The sequence below is a fragment of the Mesorhizobium sp. M0045 genome (assembly GCF_040323385.1).
GTDB lineage: Bacteria > Pseudomonadota > Alphaproteobacteria > Rhizobiales > Rhizobiaceae > Mesorhizobium.
Window position 1 is genome coordinate 85348 of record NZ_JAMYUY010000011.1, and the last position, 16123, is coordinate 101470.

Consider the following 16123-nt stretch of genomic DNA (forward strand, 5'->3'; position numbering starts at 1 on the left):
TCCTGCGATTGATTGGGATCAATGCTCAGGGGCTTCCAAAGCCACGCCAGCGGCCGTCACATTCGCATTGCAGAATTCAGGCGGTCGATCATGGTCAGGGCGTGCTGCTTTTTGTCGAGATTGTAGGTCTCCGTTTCAGATATAGCGTTCAAAGCCTCGTGCCAAGTATCCGACAGCGTTTTGGCCCGCGCGAGATCGCCGGCGAGCGCGGCCTGGCTGGCGCCGGCCGACAGCAGGTCGAGCGCGCGGCGATTGAATATCTCGAACGGGATTGCCTGGTCGCGGCCGGCGACCGCCTCGGCAAGACGGTAGGCGCCTGCGACATCCATCTTTTTGGACATCACCAGGGCATCGAGGGTGGCGGCGATTTCAAGCCCGCCATACTGCGTCAACAGGATCGCGTTGCGCGCGCTGCCCCCTGCCCGCTCCGCCAGCGCCGCGCGCGCCGCAGGATCCTCCGGTGGCGGCGGCTCGATGCCCTCCAGAACCGCCATCAAGCTCTTGGCATCGAGCGGGGCCAATCGCACCATCTGGCAGCGCGACCGGATCGTCGGCAGCAAACTGCCCGGCGCATGGACGATGAGGATGAACAAGGTCCGCGCCGGTGGCTCTTCAAGATTCTTCAGCAAGGCATTGGCAGCATTGGTGTTCATGTCGTCGGCGGGATCGACGATAACCACCCGGTAGCTGCCGTCGTGCGACGTCAGCGACAGAAAACGGCTGACCTTGCGGATTTCGTCGACCGTGACCACTGTCTTGAAGCTCTTGGTCTTGTCATTCGCGGGGCGTGTAAGATGCAGCACCGAAGGATGTGCCCCGGTGGCGATCTGGCGAAACAGCGACGAAGCCGGATCTGGAACGGCAAGGCTTTCCGGCGCCTGCTCGAAGGCCGGGTGCTTCAACAGATGATGCGCCAGATGAAAGGCCAGCGTCGCCTTGCCTATGCCCACCGGTCCGGCAAAGATCAGTGCGTGCGGCAGTTTTCCCGAGCGGTAAGCGGTGGCGAGCATGTTGGCCGTCTGCGGGTGACCGACAAGACGCGGCGTCTCGGATGGCTCGGGCACCCCGTCCAGCGTGTCGTGCTGTTCGGGCGCGATGCGTTCGAAAATCATGCCGGCGCCGCCTGCCTTCTTTGCGCCGGCATCATCCTCTCAAGAGCCGCGAAGACGATGGCGGTAACGACATCCTCCACGGTGTCGAGGTCGGCTGACGCATCGACGACGACGCAGCGTTCGGGTTCAGCTGCGGCGATCGCGAGAAACGCCTCGCGCCGGCGTTGGTGGATGGCTAATGTTTCCTTCTCGAAGCGGTCCGGTCCGTCACTGCTCCCCCGCCGGGCGGTAGCGCGCCTCAGGCCCTCGGCGGGATCGATATCGAAGATCAGCGTCATGTCCGGCACCATGCCGTTGATGGCGACCTTCTCCAATGCGTCCATGAATGCCGGGTCCAGGCCGCCGGTGACGCCCTGGTAGACGCGGGAAGAATCCATGAAACGATCGCAAAGCACGACCGAACCGCGCTCGACCGCCGGCCGGATGACCTGTTCGACATGGTCGGATCGCGCAGCGGCGAAAAGCAACGCTTCCATCTTGGGGCCGAACGGCTCGGCTGCGCCTGAAAGCAGGACATGCCTGACCGCCTCCGCGCCCGGCGAGCCACCCGGCTCACGCGTTACCAGCACATCGTATTTCTTGGCGCGCATCTTCTTTGCCAGCCGCTCGATCTGCGTCGACTTGCCTGCTCCTTCGCCGCCTTCAAAAGTGATGAAAAATCCGCGCGCCAAAGCCTTTGTCCATACTTCGGGGACCGTATAGTCCCGGCGGGAAAAAAGGTCCACCGCGACGGTGCTAACGCAGCCAGCCGACGGCCAGTTCCTTGGCGGCGTCGAGCGCGCGCTGCGGCAGCGAACCGACACCGATCGACTCGGCGGCAAACAGCGGCGTCTCCTGGCTCAGAGTATCGCCGATCCAGACGCGCAGCGTACCGACCGGCTGCCCCTCCTCCACCGGCGCGGCAACCGGTCCGTCATAGACGATCTTGGCGGTGAGCTTGTCGCGGTTGGTGATCGGCAGGAAGATCTGCACCGGTCCTTTTGCCTTTAACGCGACTCCGGACTTGGCGCCGCCAAAGACCTGGGCTTCGCCAACCACTTCGTCCTTGGCGAATACTTCAGTCTTCTCGAAGGAGCGAACGCCCCAGTCGAGCAGCTTTCGCGCTTCCTCAGCACGCTCGCGGTCGTTTGCCAGGCCGCTCATCGCCGCGATCACCCTTGTGCCGTTGTGGCTGGCCGAGCCGACAATGCCGAACCCGGATTGCTCGCTGGCGCCGACCGCGAGCCCGTCTGCGCCTATATCCATGGCCAGCAGCGGATTGCGGTTTCTCTGGGAAATCTTGTTCCAGGTAAAATCCTTCTGGCCGTAATAGCGATAGAGATCCGGGTAGTTGCGCCAGATATGCAGCGCCAGAAGCGCGAGTTCGCGAACGCTCGTTTGCTGCCCATCTGCCGGCAGACCGGTGGAGTTGACGAAGGTCGATTTCTGCAAGCCGATCTGGCGGGCACGCTCGGTCATCTGCGCCGCGAAGTTTGCCTCGGACCCCGCGATTCCTTCAGCGATGACGATGCAGCCGTCATTGGCCGCCTGCACGGTCACGCCCTGGATCAGGTCTTCAAGCCGGATCGTCGACTTGAGTTTCGCGAACATAGTCGATGTCCCCGAAGGAGCGCCGCCCTTGCGCCAGGCGTTTTCGCTCACCACGAAGGTATCGTCGAGCGTCATGCGCCCCGATTTGATGGCGTTGAAGACCACTTCCATCGTCATCAGCTTGGCCAACGAGGCCGGCGGGATCAACCTGTCGGCGTCCTTGGAAAACAGCACGGTTCCGGTTTCGGCATCGATCATGAAGGCCTGCGCGGCCTTGGTCTCGAAAAGCTGTGCCGAGGCCGGCGCAAGCGAGAGCAGCAGCAGGCCGAGCGCTATAAGCCCAGTGAAAGGGCGAAAAAATTTCATCAGATTCGACCAGTGAGCCGGCGCTCTTGCACGTTGGCAGAACCTATCAGGCTTTTGCCTGGCGGATCAATCGCGCACGAAAAACCAGGCAACCCCGAGCTCAGTCGCGTACAGCAAGCGCATCGGGCGCACCATGCGACCACGATGCCTGCAGCATCTCGTCCAGGCTGCCACGGCCGTCGGCATAGAGGTTGACCGAGTACCAGTCCTTGCCTTCAAGTTCCGAGCGCTGGATTTCGGTCTTGCCGAAGCTGGAAAGCTGGGCAGCCACACGCTCGGCCTCGGCGGCATCCTCGAACGAACCCGCCGCGACATAGTCCGTGGGCGACCGGGTTGGAGGAGCTTGCCGCTTCCACGATTGAAGAAGCTCGGCGGGCGACATGCCGGTGTCGTCCAGCTCGGCAAACGCGTTGGAGGCGCGCTGCACGCGCTCGTCGGCGTAAGACAGCGACGCCATGGTGAATGGAGATTGCGCCGGCAGGTTGATCTCCGGACGCTCCGGCACGATCGGGCCGAAATCGGGCAGTACAATGTCTCCCGAAGCAGACGCTTGCACCGCTATGACAGGCCCTGCATCGGATCCCTGCCCGGTATTCGTCAGCTGACGGGGGAACGGCACGGCTGCAGCGCTCACCGCCAGGCTTGGCGACGGCCCATTCATGGCGACCATGACACCGCTGGGCAGACCGTCCGACGGATCCGGCGCCCTGTTGCCTGGACGATACGAAGCCATAAGATACTGCCCGTCATTGCCTTCGAGCGGCGCACGGCCGACATATTCGACCTTCACCTCGGCCGTACCGATATTGGCATAATCGAGCATTTCAGCAGCGCGCTTCGACACATCGATGATGCGTCCATCATGATAGGGTCCGCGATCGTTGACGCGCACGATCACCGAGCTGCCGGTCTTCATGTTTGTGACCCGCGCATAGCTCGGGAGCGGCATAGTCGGATGCGCCGCCGTCAGATCTGCCATGTCGTAGACTTCGCCATTGGCGGTCAACCGGCCGTGGAACGCCTCACCATACCAGGACGCTAGGCCAACCTTGGCGTAACGTTTGTCTTCCCTCGGATAATACCACTTGCCGCGCACCTGATAGGGCTTGCCGAGCTGGTTGCGCCCCCGAGACGTCTTGAACATCACGCGCGGGCTGGCTTTCACGCCATATTCGGCTTCGGAAAAATATTCCTTGGAGCGAGGTTTCTTGTTGACCATCGCCTTCTGCTGCGGCGCGGCACATGCCGCAAGAAACGCTGCCGACAAGGCAAACAGCGCGAAAGCGAAAGCGCGACGAAGACGCGGGCGCGCCGTGGTCTGCATATTTTGATTGTCCCCTATAGCATCGACGAAGGCACCGCAGCATAAACGTCAGCGATGCCAAAGCACCCACTCCAGAAACGCCGGCAACGCCCTACCCCAATGCTTTTGTGCGCAGGAATTGTTTATCACCGTATTAACCGATTGTGGTCGGAACCGGGCGAGATTGTGGCGCGGACCGTCTCGCCGGTCGGGATGAAGTCATCGCTTAGATCAGCAAAACGCCGTTCGTGGCGGGCTTTGAACCTCGCCTGGCGTGTCTGCGAGCGCAGACTCAGGGACCGAAGATCACGAGCTCGGTGAACGTCAGATCTCCAGGTGCGGGTGGTCTGGGACCCTTGAAGTATTTCAGCCCCTTGTTGGGGCGGTACCATCCCACCAAACCTGGAATCGGCTCCTTGGCGTCGACAAAGCAAACCAGGATTCCGCTTCGCAAGAGAAAGCGCCCCATGGCACCGGCGCAGCGGCTCAAATCCGCGAGCGAGCGGCAATAGATGACCTGATGGCACCGGATAAGACCGTGCAACATTCGGCGCGGCATCAACACCAGGGGGAACGCTGCTCCATCGCAGATGCAGATCAACGACAGGCACCCCAGCGCGGCGTGTTCCGAGAGTATGTATCTCTCACTCTCGGACAGCATCGCCAGTTCCGGAAGATCGGGACGCACTTCGACCACGCGACATGACCGCGGCGCCGAACTTAAAGCCGGCAAGAAGGTAAATTGTCCGCTGGAGAAGAGCCGAAAGCCGAGCGCCCGGTTGGCTTTCAATGTCGCTTGCGCCGGCGAAATGTTCGTGTAGGTCACGTCCTTCCGCTTGAGAACCGCCGCAACCAACATGGCGCCATAGGAACGGAATTCTGCGTCGACTGACCAGCTCGAAAGATTGCAGCGGATTTCCTCGCTCTCCGACCCCTGGTAGCGCGCATAAAGGGTGAGCACAACGCCGACGATCCGATCGGCATGCTCCAAAGCAAAGCCATATTGTGGGAACTCGGCAACCGCAGGCCGCTTCGACAAACGGGTCAGAGCCCGGATCCAGTAACTTCGGTTACGCGCCGGAAAGCCCCTGCACAGACAATCAACCACTCCCTCCCAGTCGGTTTCGCGAATTGGTCTACAGCGAAGACCGGGCGGGAGAGCGCCAAGTACGGCCAAAATTCAACTCCAGAAGACGATTTTACTTACATGTGCCTAATGCGCCCAACATATCAGCGCGCAACGATTAATAGTCCGTGCGGGTTTTAAAAACGATTTTCCACACTCGGCACAAACAGCTCGCCATGACGCTGCTCACCGTCCTGGATCGCGCCGAAAGGTGCGGCCGCCACGGTTGACTTGGCGTCGAATGCAGCTTTACAGGAATGGAGCGCGAACCGATCGGGGAACGTCCTGGTGCCAATCCGGTACCGACAGCTCGAACCCGCTCCTCTCGCGATATCCTAAGTGATTGAAAAATCACCCTGGAGGGATGGCCGAGCGGTTTAAGGCACCGGTCTTGAAAACCGGCGTGGGTGCAAGCCCACCGTGGGTTCGAATCCCACTCCCTCCGCCAGTGACGCTCTTTGTCCCGAACGCAATCTCCCGGGCTTGCATCGAGATGACCGGGACATGAGCGAGCCCCCGATCGGATTGATTTTTGCGACGAAAGATGGTGCTTCTCCCGCCCATGAATAGGTTATTTTTTGCGGTCCTCGCATGGATGGCGCTGCCTTGGCCGGCCAGCGCAATGGACAGCGCATTGCGCGCCGGCCTGCTGAAACTCGATCCGCAAACCCGGCTGGAGCAGCGATGCGACGCCGAAATTCTCGACCGGATTACCCGCGACGACCACAAATACAAAGCCGATCGTGTCGTCGCCTACGCTTTTGCGACGCCCGAAATGGGCGCCGATGCGATCAGGAGCCCGGGTGCTGCGTTTCGCAGCAAGGGACAATGGTACCGGCTGAAATTCAAATGCGAGACAGCGCCGGACCATATGGAAGTCCTGCAGCTCCGCTACCGGATCGGTGATGAAATTCCGGAAAGCGACTGGCCCAAATACAATCTCTATAACTAGGCATTCGCGACCTGTGGCCGCATTTTGCAGGTGTTTCGGGCCGATAGTCGCAAACTCTGTATATTGCCGACCTTGTTCTAACCAGTCCCTTGACGTGCGGGAACCATACACGTTAGGCCCTCCAGGCATTCGACGCAAACGGTCGGCCAACCAGCAAGGGACTTCCAGTCGATGGAAATTTTCACTGCCGCGGGCTTCTCTGCCCTGCTCCAGGTCATCGCCATCGATCTCGTGCTTGCAGGCGATAACGCCATCGTCATCGGCCTGGCCGCAGCGGGCTTGCCGGTCGAGCAGCGCAAGAGAGCGATTCTCATCGGCGTGGTGGCGGCAACGGTGCTGCGCATCGGTTTTGCCGCGATCACCGTCACCCTGCTGCAGATTGTCGGCCTGCTGCTGGCCGGCGGCATCTTGCTGCTGTGGGTGTGCTGGAAGATGTATCGCGAGCTGCGCACGTCGCATGCCGACGAGGTGGAGGCGACGGAAGCGCTGTCCAATTCCGATATCAACAGCGATGATATGGTGGCCGGCAAGGCGCGTAAGAAGACCTTGGGTCAGGCGGCATTGCAGATCGTCATCGCCGACGTGTCGATGTCGCTCGACAACGTGCTGGCGGTCGCCGGCGCAGCGCGCGATCACTTCCAGGTGCTGGTGATCGGCCTCGTCCTGTCGATCGCGCTGATGGGCCTTGCCGCGAGCTTCATCGCCAAGCTGCTGCACCGCCATCGCTGGATCGCCTATATCGGCCTTTTGATCATCTTCTATGTCGCACTCGATATGATCTATCGAGGCGCGGTGGAAGTCTTGCCGCATGTCAGCAGTGCGGTGAGCTGACGCATCGACTCGAATTCGCATCGGCCGCGACTTCGATTTCGGCGAGCCTTCGGCGATGCCGGCGGTTGCGTTTCGCCGCAGCCGCTGCCCATACCAATGCGGCAACAACTGTGGTACTGCGCCGCCAATCCTGAATCCGGAAAAGCTTGATGTCCGCCCCTCGCGTCAGTTTCGTCAGCCTTGGATGCCCGAAAGCCCTTGTGGATTCGGAGCGCATTATCACCCGCCTGCGCGCTGAAGGCTACGAGATCGCCCGCAAGCACGACGGCGCCGACCTGGTCGTCGTCAACACCTGTGGCTTCCTCGATTCGGCTCGCGATGAATCGCTCAATGCCATCGGCTCGGCACTTTCAGAGAACGGCAGGGTTATCGTTACCGGGTGCCTCGGCGCCGAGCCGGACGTCATTCGTGAAAGACACCCCAACGTCCTCGCCATCACTGGTCCACAAGCCTATGAAAGCGTTATGGCGGCTGTGCATGAGGCAGCACCGCCGAGCCACGATCCCTACATCGACCTTTTGCCGCCGCAAGGGGTCAAGCTTACGCCGCGCCACTATGCGTATCTCAAGATTTCGGAAGGCTGCAATAACCGCTGCACCTTCTGCATCATCCCGGCGCTGCGTGGCGACCTCGTATCGCGGCCGGCCGCCGACGTGTTGCGCGAAGCCGAGAAGCTGGCCAAGGCCGGGGTCAAGGAGATCCTCGTCATCTCGCAGGATACCAGCGCCTACGGCATCGACATCAAATACCGGACCAGCATGTTCGGCGACCGCGAAGTGCGGGCGAAGTTCCTCGATCTATCGGAAGAACTGGGCAAGCTCGGTGTCTGGGTGCGCATGCACTATGTCTATCCCTACCCGCATGTCGCAGACGTCATCCCCCTGATGGCCGAAGGCAAGATTCTTCCCTATCTCGACATTCCGTTCCAGCATGCCTCGCCGCAGGTGCTGAAGAACATGCGCCGGCCCGCTCATGGCGAAAAGACGCTCGAGCGCATTCGCAGCTGGCGCGACGTCTGCCCGGACCTTGCCATCCGCTCCACCTTCATCGTCGGTTTCCCCGGCGAGACGGACGACGATTTCGAGATGCTGCTCGACTGGCTGGACGAGGCGAAGATCGACCGCGCCGGCTGTTTCAAATACGAGCCGGTCAGAGGCGCCCGCTCCAACGAGCTCGGCCTCGAGCAGGTGCCGCAGGAGATCAAGGAAGCCCGCTGGCACCGCTTCATGCAGCGCCAGCAGAAGATTTCGGCAACGCAGCTCACCAGGAAAATTGGCAAGCGACTGCCGGTCCTGATCGACGAGGCGCATGGCAATTCGGCCAAGGGCCGGACCAAATACGACGCGCCCGAAATCGACGGCTCGGTCCATATCCAGTCGCGGCGGCCCTTGCGCGCGGGCGACATCGTCACGGTCAAGATCGATCGCGCCGACGCTTACGACCTCTACGGCTCGGCGGTCTGAGATCACTCAGTCCGAAATGAAAGGGCGCCTCGCGGCGCTCTTTCGTTCGGTGTGCTTCCCGGTTGCCTACTGCGGCAGCTTGTCGTCGACGCCTTTCACGTAGAAATTCATGCCGAGCAACGTGGCGTCGTCGGCGACCTCGCCCTCCTTCAGCCAAGGTGTGCCGTCCTGCTTGGCGATCGGCCCGGTAAAGGGGTTCCAGCCGTCGGCGATCTTCTTGGTGGTGGCTTCGGCCATCGCCTTGACGTCGTCGGGCATGTTGGTGAACGGCGCCAGCTTGACGGCGCCGTCCTTGATGCCGAGCCATACATTGTCGGGCTTCCAGGTGCCGTCGAGTGCCGCTTGGACCCGGCTGATGTAGTACGGGCCCCATTCGTCGGTCAGTGCGGTCAGCTGCGCGTGCGGTGCGAACTTGATCATATCGGAGGACTGGCCGAAGCCGTGCAGCTTGCGCTCCTCCGCCACCTGCAACGCAGCGGTCGAGTCGGTGTGCTGGACGATGATGTCGGCACCTTGGTCGAACAATGCCTTGGCGGCGTCAGCTTCTTTGCCCGGATCGAACCAGGAGTTCACCCAGACGATTTTGGCTTTGAAGTTCGGATTGATCGACTGTGCGCCTAGCATGAAGGAATTAATACCCATCACAACTTCCGGGATCGGGAAGGAAACGATGTAGCCGGCGACACCCGACTTCGATTGCTTGGCCGCGATCTGGCCAAGTACGTAGCGGCCTTCATAGAAACGCGCATTGTAGATGCCGAGATTTTTGGCGGTCTTGTAGCCAGTGGCGTGCTCGAACATCACCTTGGGGAATTTTTTTGCGATCTTCACTTCCGGGTCCATGAAGCCGAAGGATGTGCCGAAAATGATCTTGCATCCCTCGCGCGCCAGGCGCTCGAAGGCGCGGTCGGCATCGGGGCCTTCGGAGACGTTTTCGAGATAGGCGGTCTCGACCTTGTCGCCGAGTGCCTTTTCCACCTCGAGGCGGCCCTGGTCGTGCTGGTAGGAGTAGCCGAAATCGCCGATCGGGCCGGTATAGACCCAGCATGCCTTCAGCTTGTCCGCCGCCTCGGCTGAGACCGCCAGGGTCAATGCGGCCGTCGTCGCCAGCAGGGCAATAAGCAGTTTTTTCATTTTGTTACCTCTCTGAGTTAAGCCTTGGAGCTTCCGTCTTTTTGTTGTCAACGATCCGGAACGAATGGCTGGCCCAAGGAGGCCGGCGTGTTCATCATCGTCAAACGTTTGTTGCGCGAGATTAGAACGAGAACCACGACAGTTGCCAGATAGGGCAGCGAAGAAAGCAGTTGCGAGGGAAACGATTTTAAGAACGCAATTAACTTGTAGAGCAACCAGGGCGCGTCGACGAAGTCCTGCAGATTTATAGCTTGGACGTGAAGCTGGCCAACCCAGATCGCGCCGAAAATATAGGCGCCGGCCAGCACCCGCCACGGCCGCCAGGAAGCGAAGACGACCAGAGCCAGCGCGATCCAGCCGCGGCCGGCGGTCATGTTCTCCACCCATTGCGGCGTGTAGACCAGCGATAGGTGGCCGCCGGCGAGGCCGGCACAAGCGCCGCCGAAAATCACTGAGAGATAACGGTAGCGGATGACATGGATACCAAGCGCATGGGCGGATGCGTGGCTGTCGCCGATCGAGCGCAGCGTGAGCCCGGTGCGGGTCTTGAACAGGAACCACATCACGGCAGCGGTAAGCGCGATCGAGATGTAGAAGATTGGATCCTGGCCGAACAGCAGCCTGCCGACGACCGGGATTGCGGTCAGGCCGGGAATGTCGAGGTTTGGCAGCCTCTCGCCAGGCTGGCCGACAAAATTCGTCCCCATCATGCCGGAAAGCCCGAGGCCGAGCAGTGTCAGCGACAGGCCGGTTGCCACCTGATTGGTGGCCAGCGACAGCGTCATGACGGCGAACAGAAGCGAGAACACTGCCCCCATGGTGATTGCCGCCAACAGCCCTATCCAAGGCGAGCCGGTGAGATAGCCGGCGCCGAAACCACCGACGGCACCCATGATCATCATTCCTTCGACGCCGAGATTGAGCACACCCGAACGTTCGACCACCAGTTCGCCGATCGCCGCGATCAGCAGCGGCGTCGCCGCCGTCGCGATCGTCAAGAGGATGTTGACAGTGACGTCCATCAGCGGGCTCCCTCCAGCTTCGGCGCTGCCTCGAGCTTCGGCGCGGAAAAGCCGATCAGGCGAATGCGGTAATGGATGAGCGTGTCGCAGCCGAGCACGAAGAACAAAAGCATGCCCTGGAACACGCGCGCCACCTTGTCGGAGATGCCGAGCGCGCTTTGCACTGCCTCGCCGCCCAGATAAGTCAGCGCCAGCACAAGGCCTGCGGCGACGATGCCGAGCGGATTGAGCCGGCCGAGGAATGCCACGATGATAGCGGTAAATCCGTAGCCGGGCGAAATCACCGGCTGCAATTGTCCGATGGCTCCCGAGACCTCCGAAATCCCGGCAAGTCCGGCCAGTGCGCCCGACAGCAGGAAGGCAAAGAAGACCATACGGTTAAGGCCAAACCCGGCGAAGCGCCCTGCCCTCGGGCTTGAGCCGAGCACGCGGACCTCGAAGCCTTTCAGCATACGGCTCATCAGGATCCAGATCAGTATCGCCGCGACCAACGCGAAGACAAATCCCCAGTTTGCCCGGCCGGATTCCGGGAGGAGTTCCGGCAGTATGGCCGAGTCGTTGAACTGGATGGTTTGCGGGAAACCGTGGCCCTGCGGATCGCGCCACGGCCCGCGTACGAGCCAATCGAGGAAGAGCTGGGCGACATAGACCAGCATCAGGCTGGTCAGGATCTCGTTGGTGTTGAAGCGCGTCTTCAGCAGTGCCGGGATTGCAGCATAGGCAGCCCCACCGACCATGCCGAAAAGAAGCATCAGCGGCAGCACCAATGGGCCTTCGAACTGCGGAAACAGCACAGGGAAGATCGAGCCGACAATGCCGCCCAGGATGAACTGGCCTTCGGCGCCGATGTTCCAGATGTTGGCTTTGTAGCAGACCGACAGTCCGACCGCGATCAGGATCAGGGGGGCAGCCTTGATCGCCAGCTCATGCAACTGCCAGACCTGGCTGATCGGTTCGATGAAGTAGATGCGGAACGCAGTCAACGGGTTGACGCCGAGCAGCGCGAACATGATGGCACCGGCTATGATCGTCAAAACGAAAGCGATGAAAGGCGAGAGTGCCGAAAACAGCATCGAGCGCTGCGGGCGTTTTACAAGTTCGAGGCGCATCAAGCCGTCTCCAGCGTATGTTCGGCATGACCGGGTTCGGCGCCGCCCATCAGCAGCCCGATTTTCTCGAATGTCGCTTCAGCTATCGGCAGCGGCTTCGACAGTTCGCCATTGTGCATGACCGTGATCGCATCGGAAATCTCGAACAGCTCGTCGAGGTCCTGGCTGATCACCAGCACCGCCGAGCCGCTGCGCGCCAGTTCGATCAGCGCCTGGCGGATGTGGGCCGCCGCACCCGCGTCGACCCCCCAGGTCGGCTGATTGACCACCAAGACGCTTGGCCGGCGATCGAGTTCGCGGCCGACGATGAATTTCTGCAGATTGCCGCCCGAAAGGGCCGCAGCCTCCGGATCCGGCGCGCTCTTGCGCACGTCCATTGCCTGTATGATGCGCTGGGCAGCGGTATAGATCGCATCGCTCTTGACCATTCCACCGGCGCCGACAAACATCTTGCCGTCGGTGGCGTGGCGCGACAGAAGCAGGTTTTCCGAAAGCCTCATGCGCGGTGCTGCGCCGTGGCCGAGCCGCTCTTCCGGAACGAAGGCAGCGCCCATCAGGCGCCTGCCGGTGATGGCGAGGCCGCCGGCATCCTTGCCGCGGATGCGGACCGAGCCGGTATCCTCCTGCAGCACCTCGCCGGAAACGGATTCGAAGAATTCACCCTGGCCGTTGCCGGCCACACCGGCAATGCCGATCACCTCGCCGGCCCGGACTTCAAGATTGATGTTCCTGAGCGGGATCGAGAACGGGGTCGCCGGCTTGCGGGTGAGTTCGCGGATTTGAAGCAGCACCGGCGCGGTCTCGATACCCTCGGCCGGCGCCCGCACCACGGCCTGGACCTCGTTGCCGACCATCATCCGCGCCAACGAAGACGCGGTTTCCTGGCGCGGATTGCAATGGCCGACCACCTTGCCGTGACGCAGCACGGTGGCGCGGTCGCAGATGCGTTTGACTTCTTCCAGCCGGTGCGAAATGTAGAGGATGGACTTTCCTTCCGAACGCAGCCGTTCGAGCGTCTCGAACAACTTATCGGCCTCCTGCGGCGTCAGCACCGAAGTTGGCTCGTCGAGGATGATTAGTTGCGGCGTCTGGAGAAGGCAGCGGATGATTTCGATACGCTGGCGCTCGCCGACCGACAGATCACCGACCAGCGATAGCGGATCGAGAGGCAGGCCGTAACTGTAGGAGAGCGCCCTCGCCTTGGCCGCGATCGTGCTGATCGGCGAGCCGTCATCCAGCGACAGCGCGATGTTCTCCGCCGCCGTCAGCGCTTCGAACAGGGAAAAATGCTGGAAAACCATGCCGATGCCGAGCTTTTTTGCGGTGCCTGGGCTGGTGATCCTGACCGCCTGGCCATTCCAGAAAATCTCGCCAGAATTCGGTTCCAGCGATCCAAAAAGCATTTTCACCAGCGTCGACTTGCCGGCGCCGTTCTCGCCAAGCAATGCATGGATCTCGCCCTTGGCGATGTTGAGATCGACATGGTCGCAGGCTGTCAGCGTGCCGAATATCTTTGTGAGGCCGCGAACCTCAAGCAGGTTTGCGCCGTCCTGATCTGCACTCACGGTGCCTCCATCTGGTTTGCCAGACATGTTCTGTGTTCCCGCAAGCATCGTATGCGCGCCCTGCTCTCTACGGTAAGCGCCTCACGACTTGAAAGAGCTTCAAGAATTTCAGCGGAAACTCAAGCGGTAAAGAGCAGTTCGCAAGAACGGCGGCGTCGGCGGGCCGAAACTGCGGGCGCTCAAGGGATAAGTATCGTTGTCCCGGTGGTCCTGCGCCCTTCGAGATCGGAATGCGCCTTGCCGGCCTCGCTGAGCGCGTAACGCTGGTTAATCTTGATCTTGACGGCGCCGCTGAGCACCACGTCGAACAATGCGGCGGCGGAAGCCTCGAGGTCTTCGCGCCTGGCATTGTAGACGAACAGCGTCGGCCGCGTTGCGAACAGCGAGCCCTTCTGCGCCAGCAACGAGATGCTGAAGGGCGGGATCGGCCCAGACGATTGACCGAAGCTGACGAACGTGCCGAGCGGCCGCAGGCAATCGAGCGAGGCTGGAAACGTGTCGTTGCCGACCGAATCATAGACGACGTCGCATTTCTTGCCACTGGTGATAGCCGCGACGCCGGCAACGAAATCCTGTTCGCGATAGTTGATCACGTGGTCGAAGCCATGCGCCTTGGCGAGTTCGATCTTGTCGGTCGAGCTCGCGGTGCCGATCACCGTCGCGCCGAGATGCTTGGCCCATTGGCCGAGGATCAGGCCGACACCGCCGGCCGCCGCATGAAACAGGATCGTGTCGCCGGCTTTCACCTTGAATGTACGGCGCAACAGATATTCGGCCGTCATGCCCTTTAGCATCATCGCCGCGGCCTGTTCGTCGCTGATGCCGTCCGGCACCTTCACCACGCGGTCGGCAGCGATCACGCGCTGCTCGGCATAGGCGCCGGTGGTCACGGCATAGGCGACGCGATCGCCGGGTTTGAGCCAGTCGACATCCGAGCCGACCTTCAAGACCACGCCGGCCGCCTCGCCGCCGGGGATCAGCGGAAATCCGCCCTGCGGCGGATAGAGGCCCGAGCGATAATAGACGTCGATGAAATTGAGACCGATCGCGCTGTGCTTGACCAGGATCTGTCCCGAGCCTGGCTGCCCGGGATCGGCATCCTCATAGGTCAGGACCTCCGGACCGCCATGGGCATGGATGCGGATCGCTTTGGACATTTTCAGACTCTCTTGGGATCAGGCTTTCTTGTCCGGCTTGGCGCCGAGATTTGGAAAGAACTGCATGATAGCGCCGATGCAGGCGAGGTAAAGCCCGGTGACCGTGATCCCGATCTTGATGAAGTCGCTGACCTGCTCGCCCAGCACGCCGATCTGGTCGTAGAAGGAGGCAAGTGCGGCCTGCGCCAGCGCCAGCGCGCCGAAAGCGCACCAAAGCAGCGTCATGCCGAGATTAACGCGCCGCAGCCGCTTCACCCGCACCGGATGGATGAAATTGATCGGCACGAAGGTGAGAATGCCGGCCACCACGACCACGGCGAAGGAAACCCATTGTCCTGGTTCGATGACGAACAGCGTGAACACCACCATGTTCCAGACGACCGGAAAGCCTTTGAAGAAATTCTCCTTCGTCTTCATGCCGGTATCGGCATAGTAGATCGCGCTCGACACCACGATTATCGCCGCAGACAGGAACGACAGGCGCTCGCCCATGAAGCCGCGCTGATAGAGCGCGAAGGCCGGAATCAACACGTAGGTCACGTAGTCGATGATGTTGTCGAGCAGTTCGCCCGACCATGTCGGCAGGATTTCCTTGACGTCGAGCTTCCTGGCGATCGGCCCGTCGATGCCGTCGACGAAAAGCGCCAGCCCCAGCCACCAGAACATCGCCGTCCAGCGCTGCTCGCTTGCTGCCACTAGCGACAGAAACGCCAGGAATGAGCCCGACGCGGTCAAGAGATGGACCGAGAACGCCCGCGCCTGCGGCCAGGTGACTTTCTTCTTCGGCCGCGGAATCCGGTCGGCGATTTTCCTGGCCGTCGTCTTCTTGCTCACGGGCCCCGCCAATCCAGCTTGCAGATTTCGGCCGAGCGGCCAGCAAAGTTCCAGTTGCGGCCAAAGGCCCGCATTTTGCTCTTGTCGGATTTGGCGACGATGATTTCCGGCGCAATCCAGTATTCCGAATTGCTGATGACTGTATCCTTGTCGCGATCCTTGCCGGTGATCGGCGTCACCGCACCATCGATGATCTTCGGTATCTGGAAGATGCGTGTTTTCTCACGCGTCTCGTAGGTGATCGGCACCTGCTCGACGCCGAGGAACTGTCCGACCAGGATGGAGAGCAGCGATGTGGTTCCACCCGCCTTGCCGGTGAATATCTTCGTCAGTCCCTTCACAGCGTAAACCGAGGCGCGCTTGTCGATGAAAAGGCCGGCCGTCCAGTTGCCGCGGCTCATATAGCCGGGGATTTCCATGATCAGCCCAAGATTGAGACCGGACAGGTCGACGTCGCCGAAATGGCCGGCATCAATGCGGAACCCCGCCCAGGTTTGGCAATAGCCTTCCGTAGGCGGATGGTTGCCGAGCGACAGAACGCAAGGGCAAAAAACCGTGCAATTGCAGGAGAGGACGAGTTCTCCCTTCATTGCCCAGTTTTGGTCTGTCATCGAATTGT

15 protein-coding genes and 1 tRNA gene are annotated in these 16123 nt (G+C 61.1%); 4 read left to right on the top strand and 12 right to left on the bottom strand.

The window, feature by feature from the left end:
• Positions 1–56: 56 nt before the first annotated feature.
• The 5 genes from NKJ72_RS18640 to NKJ72_RS18660 all read right to left on the bottom strand — a co-directional run bounded on the left by NKJ72_RS18640 (position 57) and on the right by NKJ72_RS18660 (position 5350).
• Complete coding sequence (locus NKJ72_RS18640) at positions 57–1112, bottom strand: DNA polymerase III subunit delta' (RefSeq protein ID WP_352478843.1); 1056 nt, start codon at positions 1110–1112, stop codon at positions 57–59.
• Positions 1109–1783 (bottom strand): dTMP kinase, encoded by a 675-nt coding sequence (gene tmk / locus NKJ72_RS18645; protein ID WP_352478844.1) that lies wholly within the window; start codon positions 1781–1783, stop codon positions 1109–1111. The genes NKJ72_RS18640 and tmk overlap by 4 nt, the downstream gene beginning before the upstream one ends.
• A gap of 64 nt (positions 1784–1847) precedes the next feature.
• On the bottom strand, positions 1848–3008 hold the full coding sequence (locus tag NKJ72_RS18650; protein ID WP_352478845.1) for a D-alanyl-D-alanine carboxypeptidase family protein: 1161 nt from the start codon (positions 3006–3008) through the stop codon (positions 1848–1850).
• A 100-nt stretch (positions 3009–3108) separates the two neighbouring features.
• Positions 3109–4332 (bottom strand): septal ring lytic transglycosylase RlpA family protein, encoded by a 1224-nt coding sequence (locus NKJ72_RS18655; protein ID WP_352478846.1) that lies wholly within the window; start codon positions 4330–4332, stop codon positions 3109–3111.
• 271 nt (positions 4333–4603) lie between these two features.
• A complete protein-coding gene (locus tag NKJ72_RS18660; RefSeq protein WP_352478847.1) occupies positions 4604–5350 on the bottom strand; it encodes a hypothetical protein in 747 nt (248 codons plus the stop codon).
• A 445-nt stretch (positions 5351–5795) separates the two neighbouring features.
• Between NKJ72_RS18660 and NKJ72_RS18665 the strand changes: the two genes are divergently transcribed.
• The 4 genes from NKJ72_RS18665 to rimO all read left to right on the top strand — a co-directional run bounded on the left by NKJ72_RS18665 (position 5796) and on the right by rimO (position 8683).
• Positions 5796–5885, top strand: a tRNA-Ser gene (locus tag NKJ72_RS18665).
• 96 nt (positions 5886–5981) lie between these two features.
• Positions 5982–6389: a DUF930 domain-containing protein gene (locus NKJ72_RS18670; RefSeq protein WP_352478848.1), complete on the top strand. Its 408-nt coding sequence runs from the start codon at positions 5982–5984 to the stop codon at positions 6387–6389.
• Between the two features lie 171 nt (positions 6390–6560).
• Entirely contained in the window at positions 6561–7220 is a 660-nt protein-coding gene (locus tag NKJ72_RS18675; RefSeq protein WP_254817220.1) for a TerC family protein, read from the top strand.
• A 149-nt stretch (positions 7221–7369) separates the two neighbouring features.
• A complete protein-coding gene (gene rimO, locus NKJ72_RS18680) occupies positions 7370–8683 on the top strand; it encodes a 30S ribosomal protein S12 methylthiotransferase RimO (RefSeq protein WP_254817221.1) in 1314 nt (437 codons plus the stop codon).
• Between the two features lie 66 nt (positions 8684–8749).
• Here rimO and NKJ72_RS18685 read toward each other — a convergent pair whose 3' ends face one another.
• From NKJ72_RS18685 to NKJ72_RS18715, 7 genes are all read right to left on the bottom strand, one after another.
• A complete protein-coding gene (locus NKJ72_RS18685) occupies positions 8750–9817 on the bottom strand; it encodes a BMP family ABC transporter substrate-binding protein (RefSeq protein WP_254817222.1) in 1068 nt (355 codons plus the stop codon).
• A 47-nt stretch (positions 9818–9864) separates the two neighbouring features.
• On the bottom strand, positions 9865–10839 hold the full coding sequence (locus tag NKJ72_RS18690) for an ABC transporter permease (protein ID WP_352478849.1): 975 nt from the start codon (positions 10837–10839) through the stop codon (positions 9865–9867).
• Positions 10839–11951, bottom strand: a complete 1113-nt coding sequence (locus tag NKJ72_RS18695; RefSeq protein ID WP_352478850.1) for an ABC transporter permease — start codon at positions 11949–11951, stop codon at positions 10839–10841. The genes NKJ72_RS18690 and NKJ72_RS18695 overlap by 1 nt, the downstream gene beginning before the upstream one ends.
• Entirely contained in the window at positions 11948–13540 is a 1593-nt protein-coding gene (locus NKJ72_RS18700; protein WP_502901862.1) for an ABC transporter ATP-binding protein, read from the bottom strand. The genes NKJ72_RS18695 and NKJ72_RS18700 overlap by 4 nt, the downstream gene beginning before the upstream one ends.
• A 152-nt stretch (positions 13541–13692) precedes the next feature.
• Positions 13693–14670, bottom strand: a complete 978-nt coding sequence (locus NKJ72_RS18705; RefSeq protein WP_352478852.1) for a quinone oxidoreductase family protein — start codon at positions 14668–14670, stop codon at positions 13693–13695.
• A gap of 18 nt (positions 14671–14688) precedes the next feature.
• Entirely contained in the window at positions 14689–15504 is an 816-nt protein-coding gene (gene pcsA, locus NKJ72_RS18710) for a phosphatidylcholine synthase (protein ID WP_254817227.1), read from the bottom strand.
• On the bottom strand, positions 15501–16115 hold the full coding sequence (locus NKJ72_RS18715; RefSeq protein ID WP_352478853.1) for a DUF1326 domain-containing protein: 615 nt from the start codon (positions 16113–16115) through the stop codon (positions 15501–15503). The genes pcsA and NKJ72_RS18715 overlap by 4 nt, the downstream gene beginning before the upstream one ends.
• Positions 16116–16123: the final 8 nt, after the last annotated feature.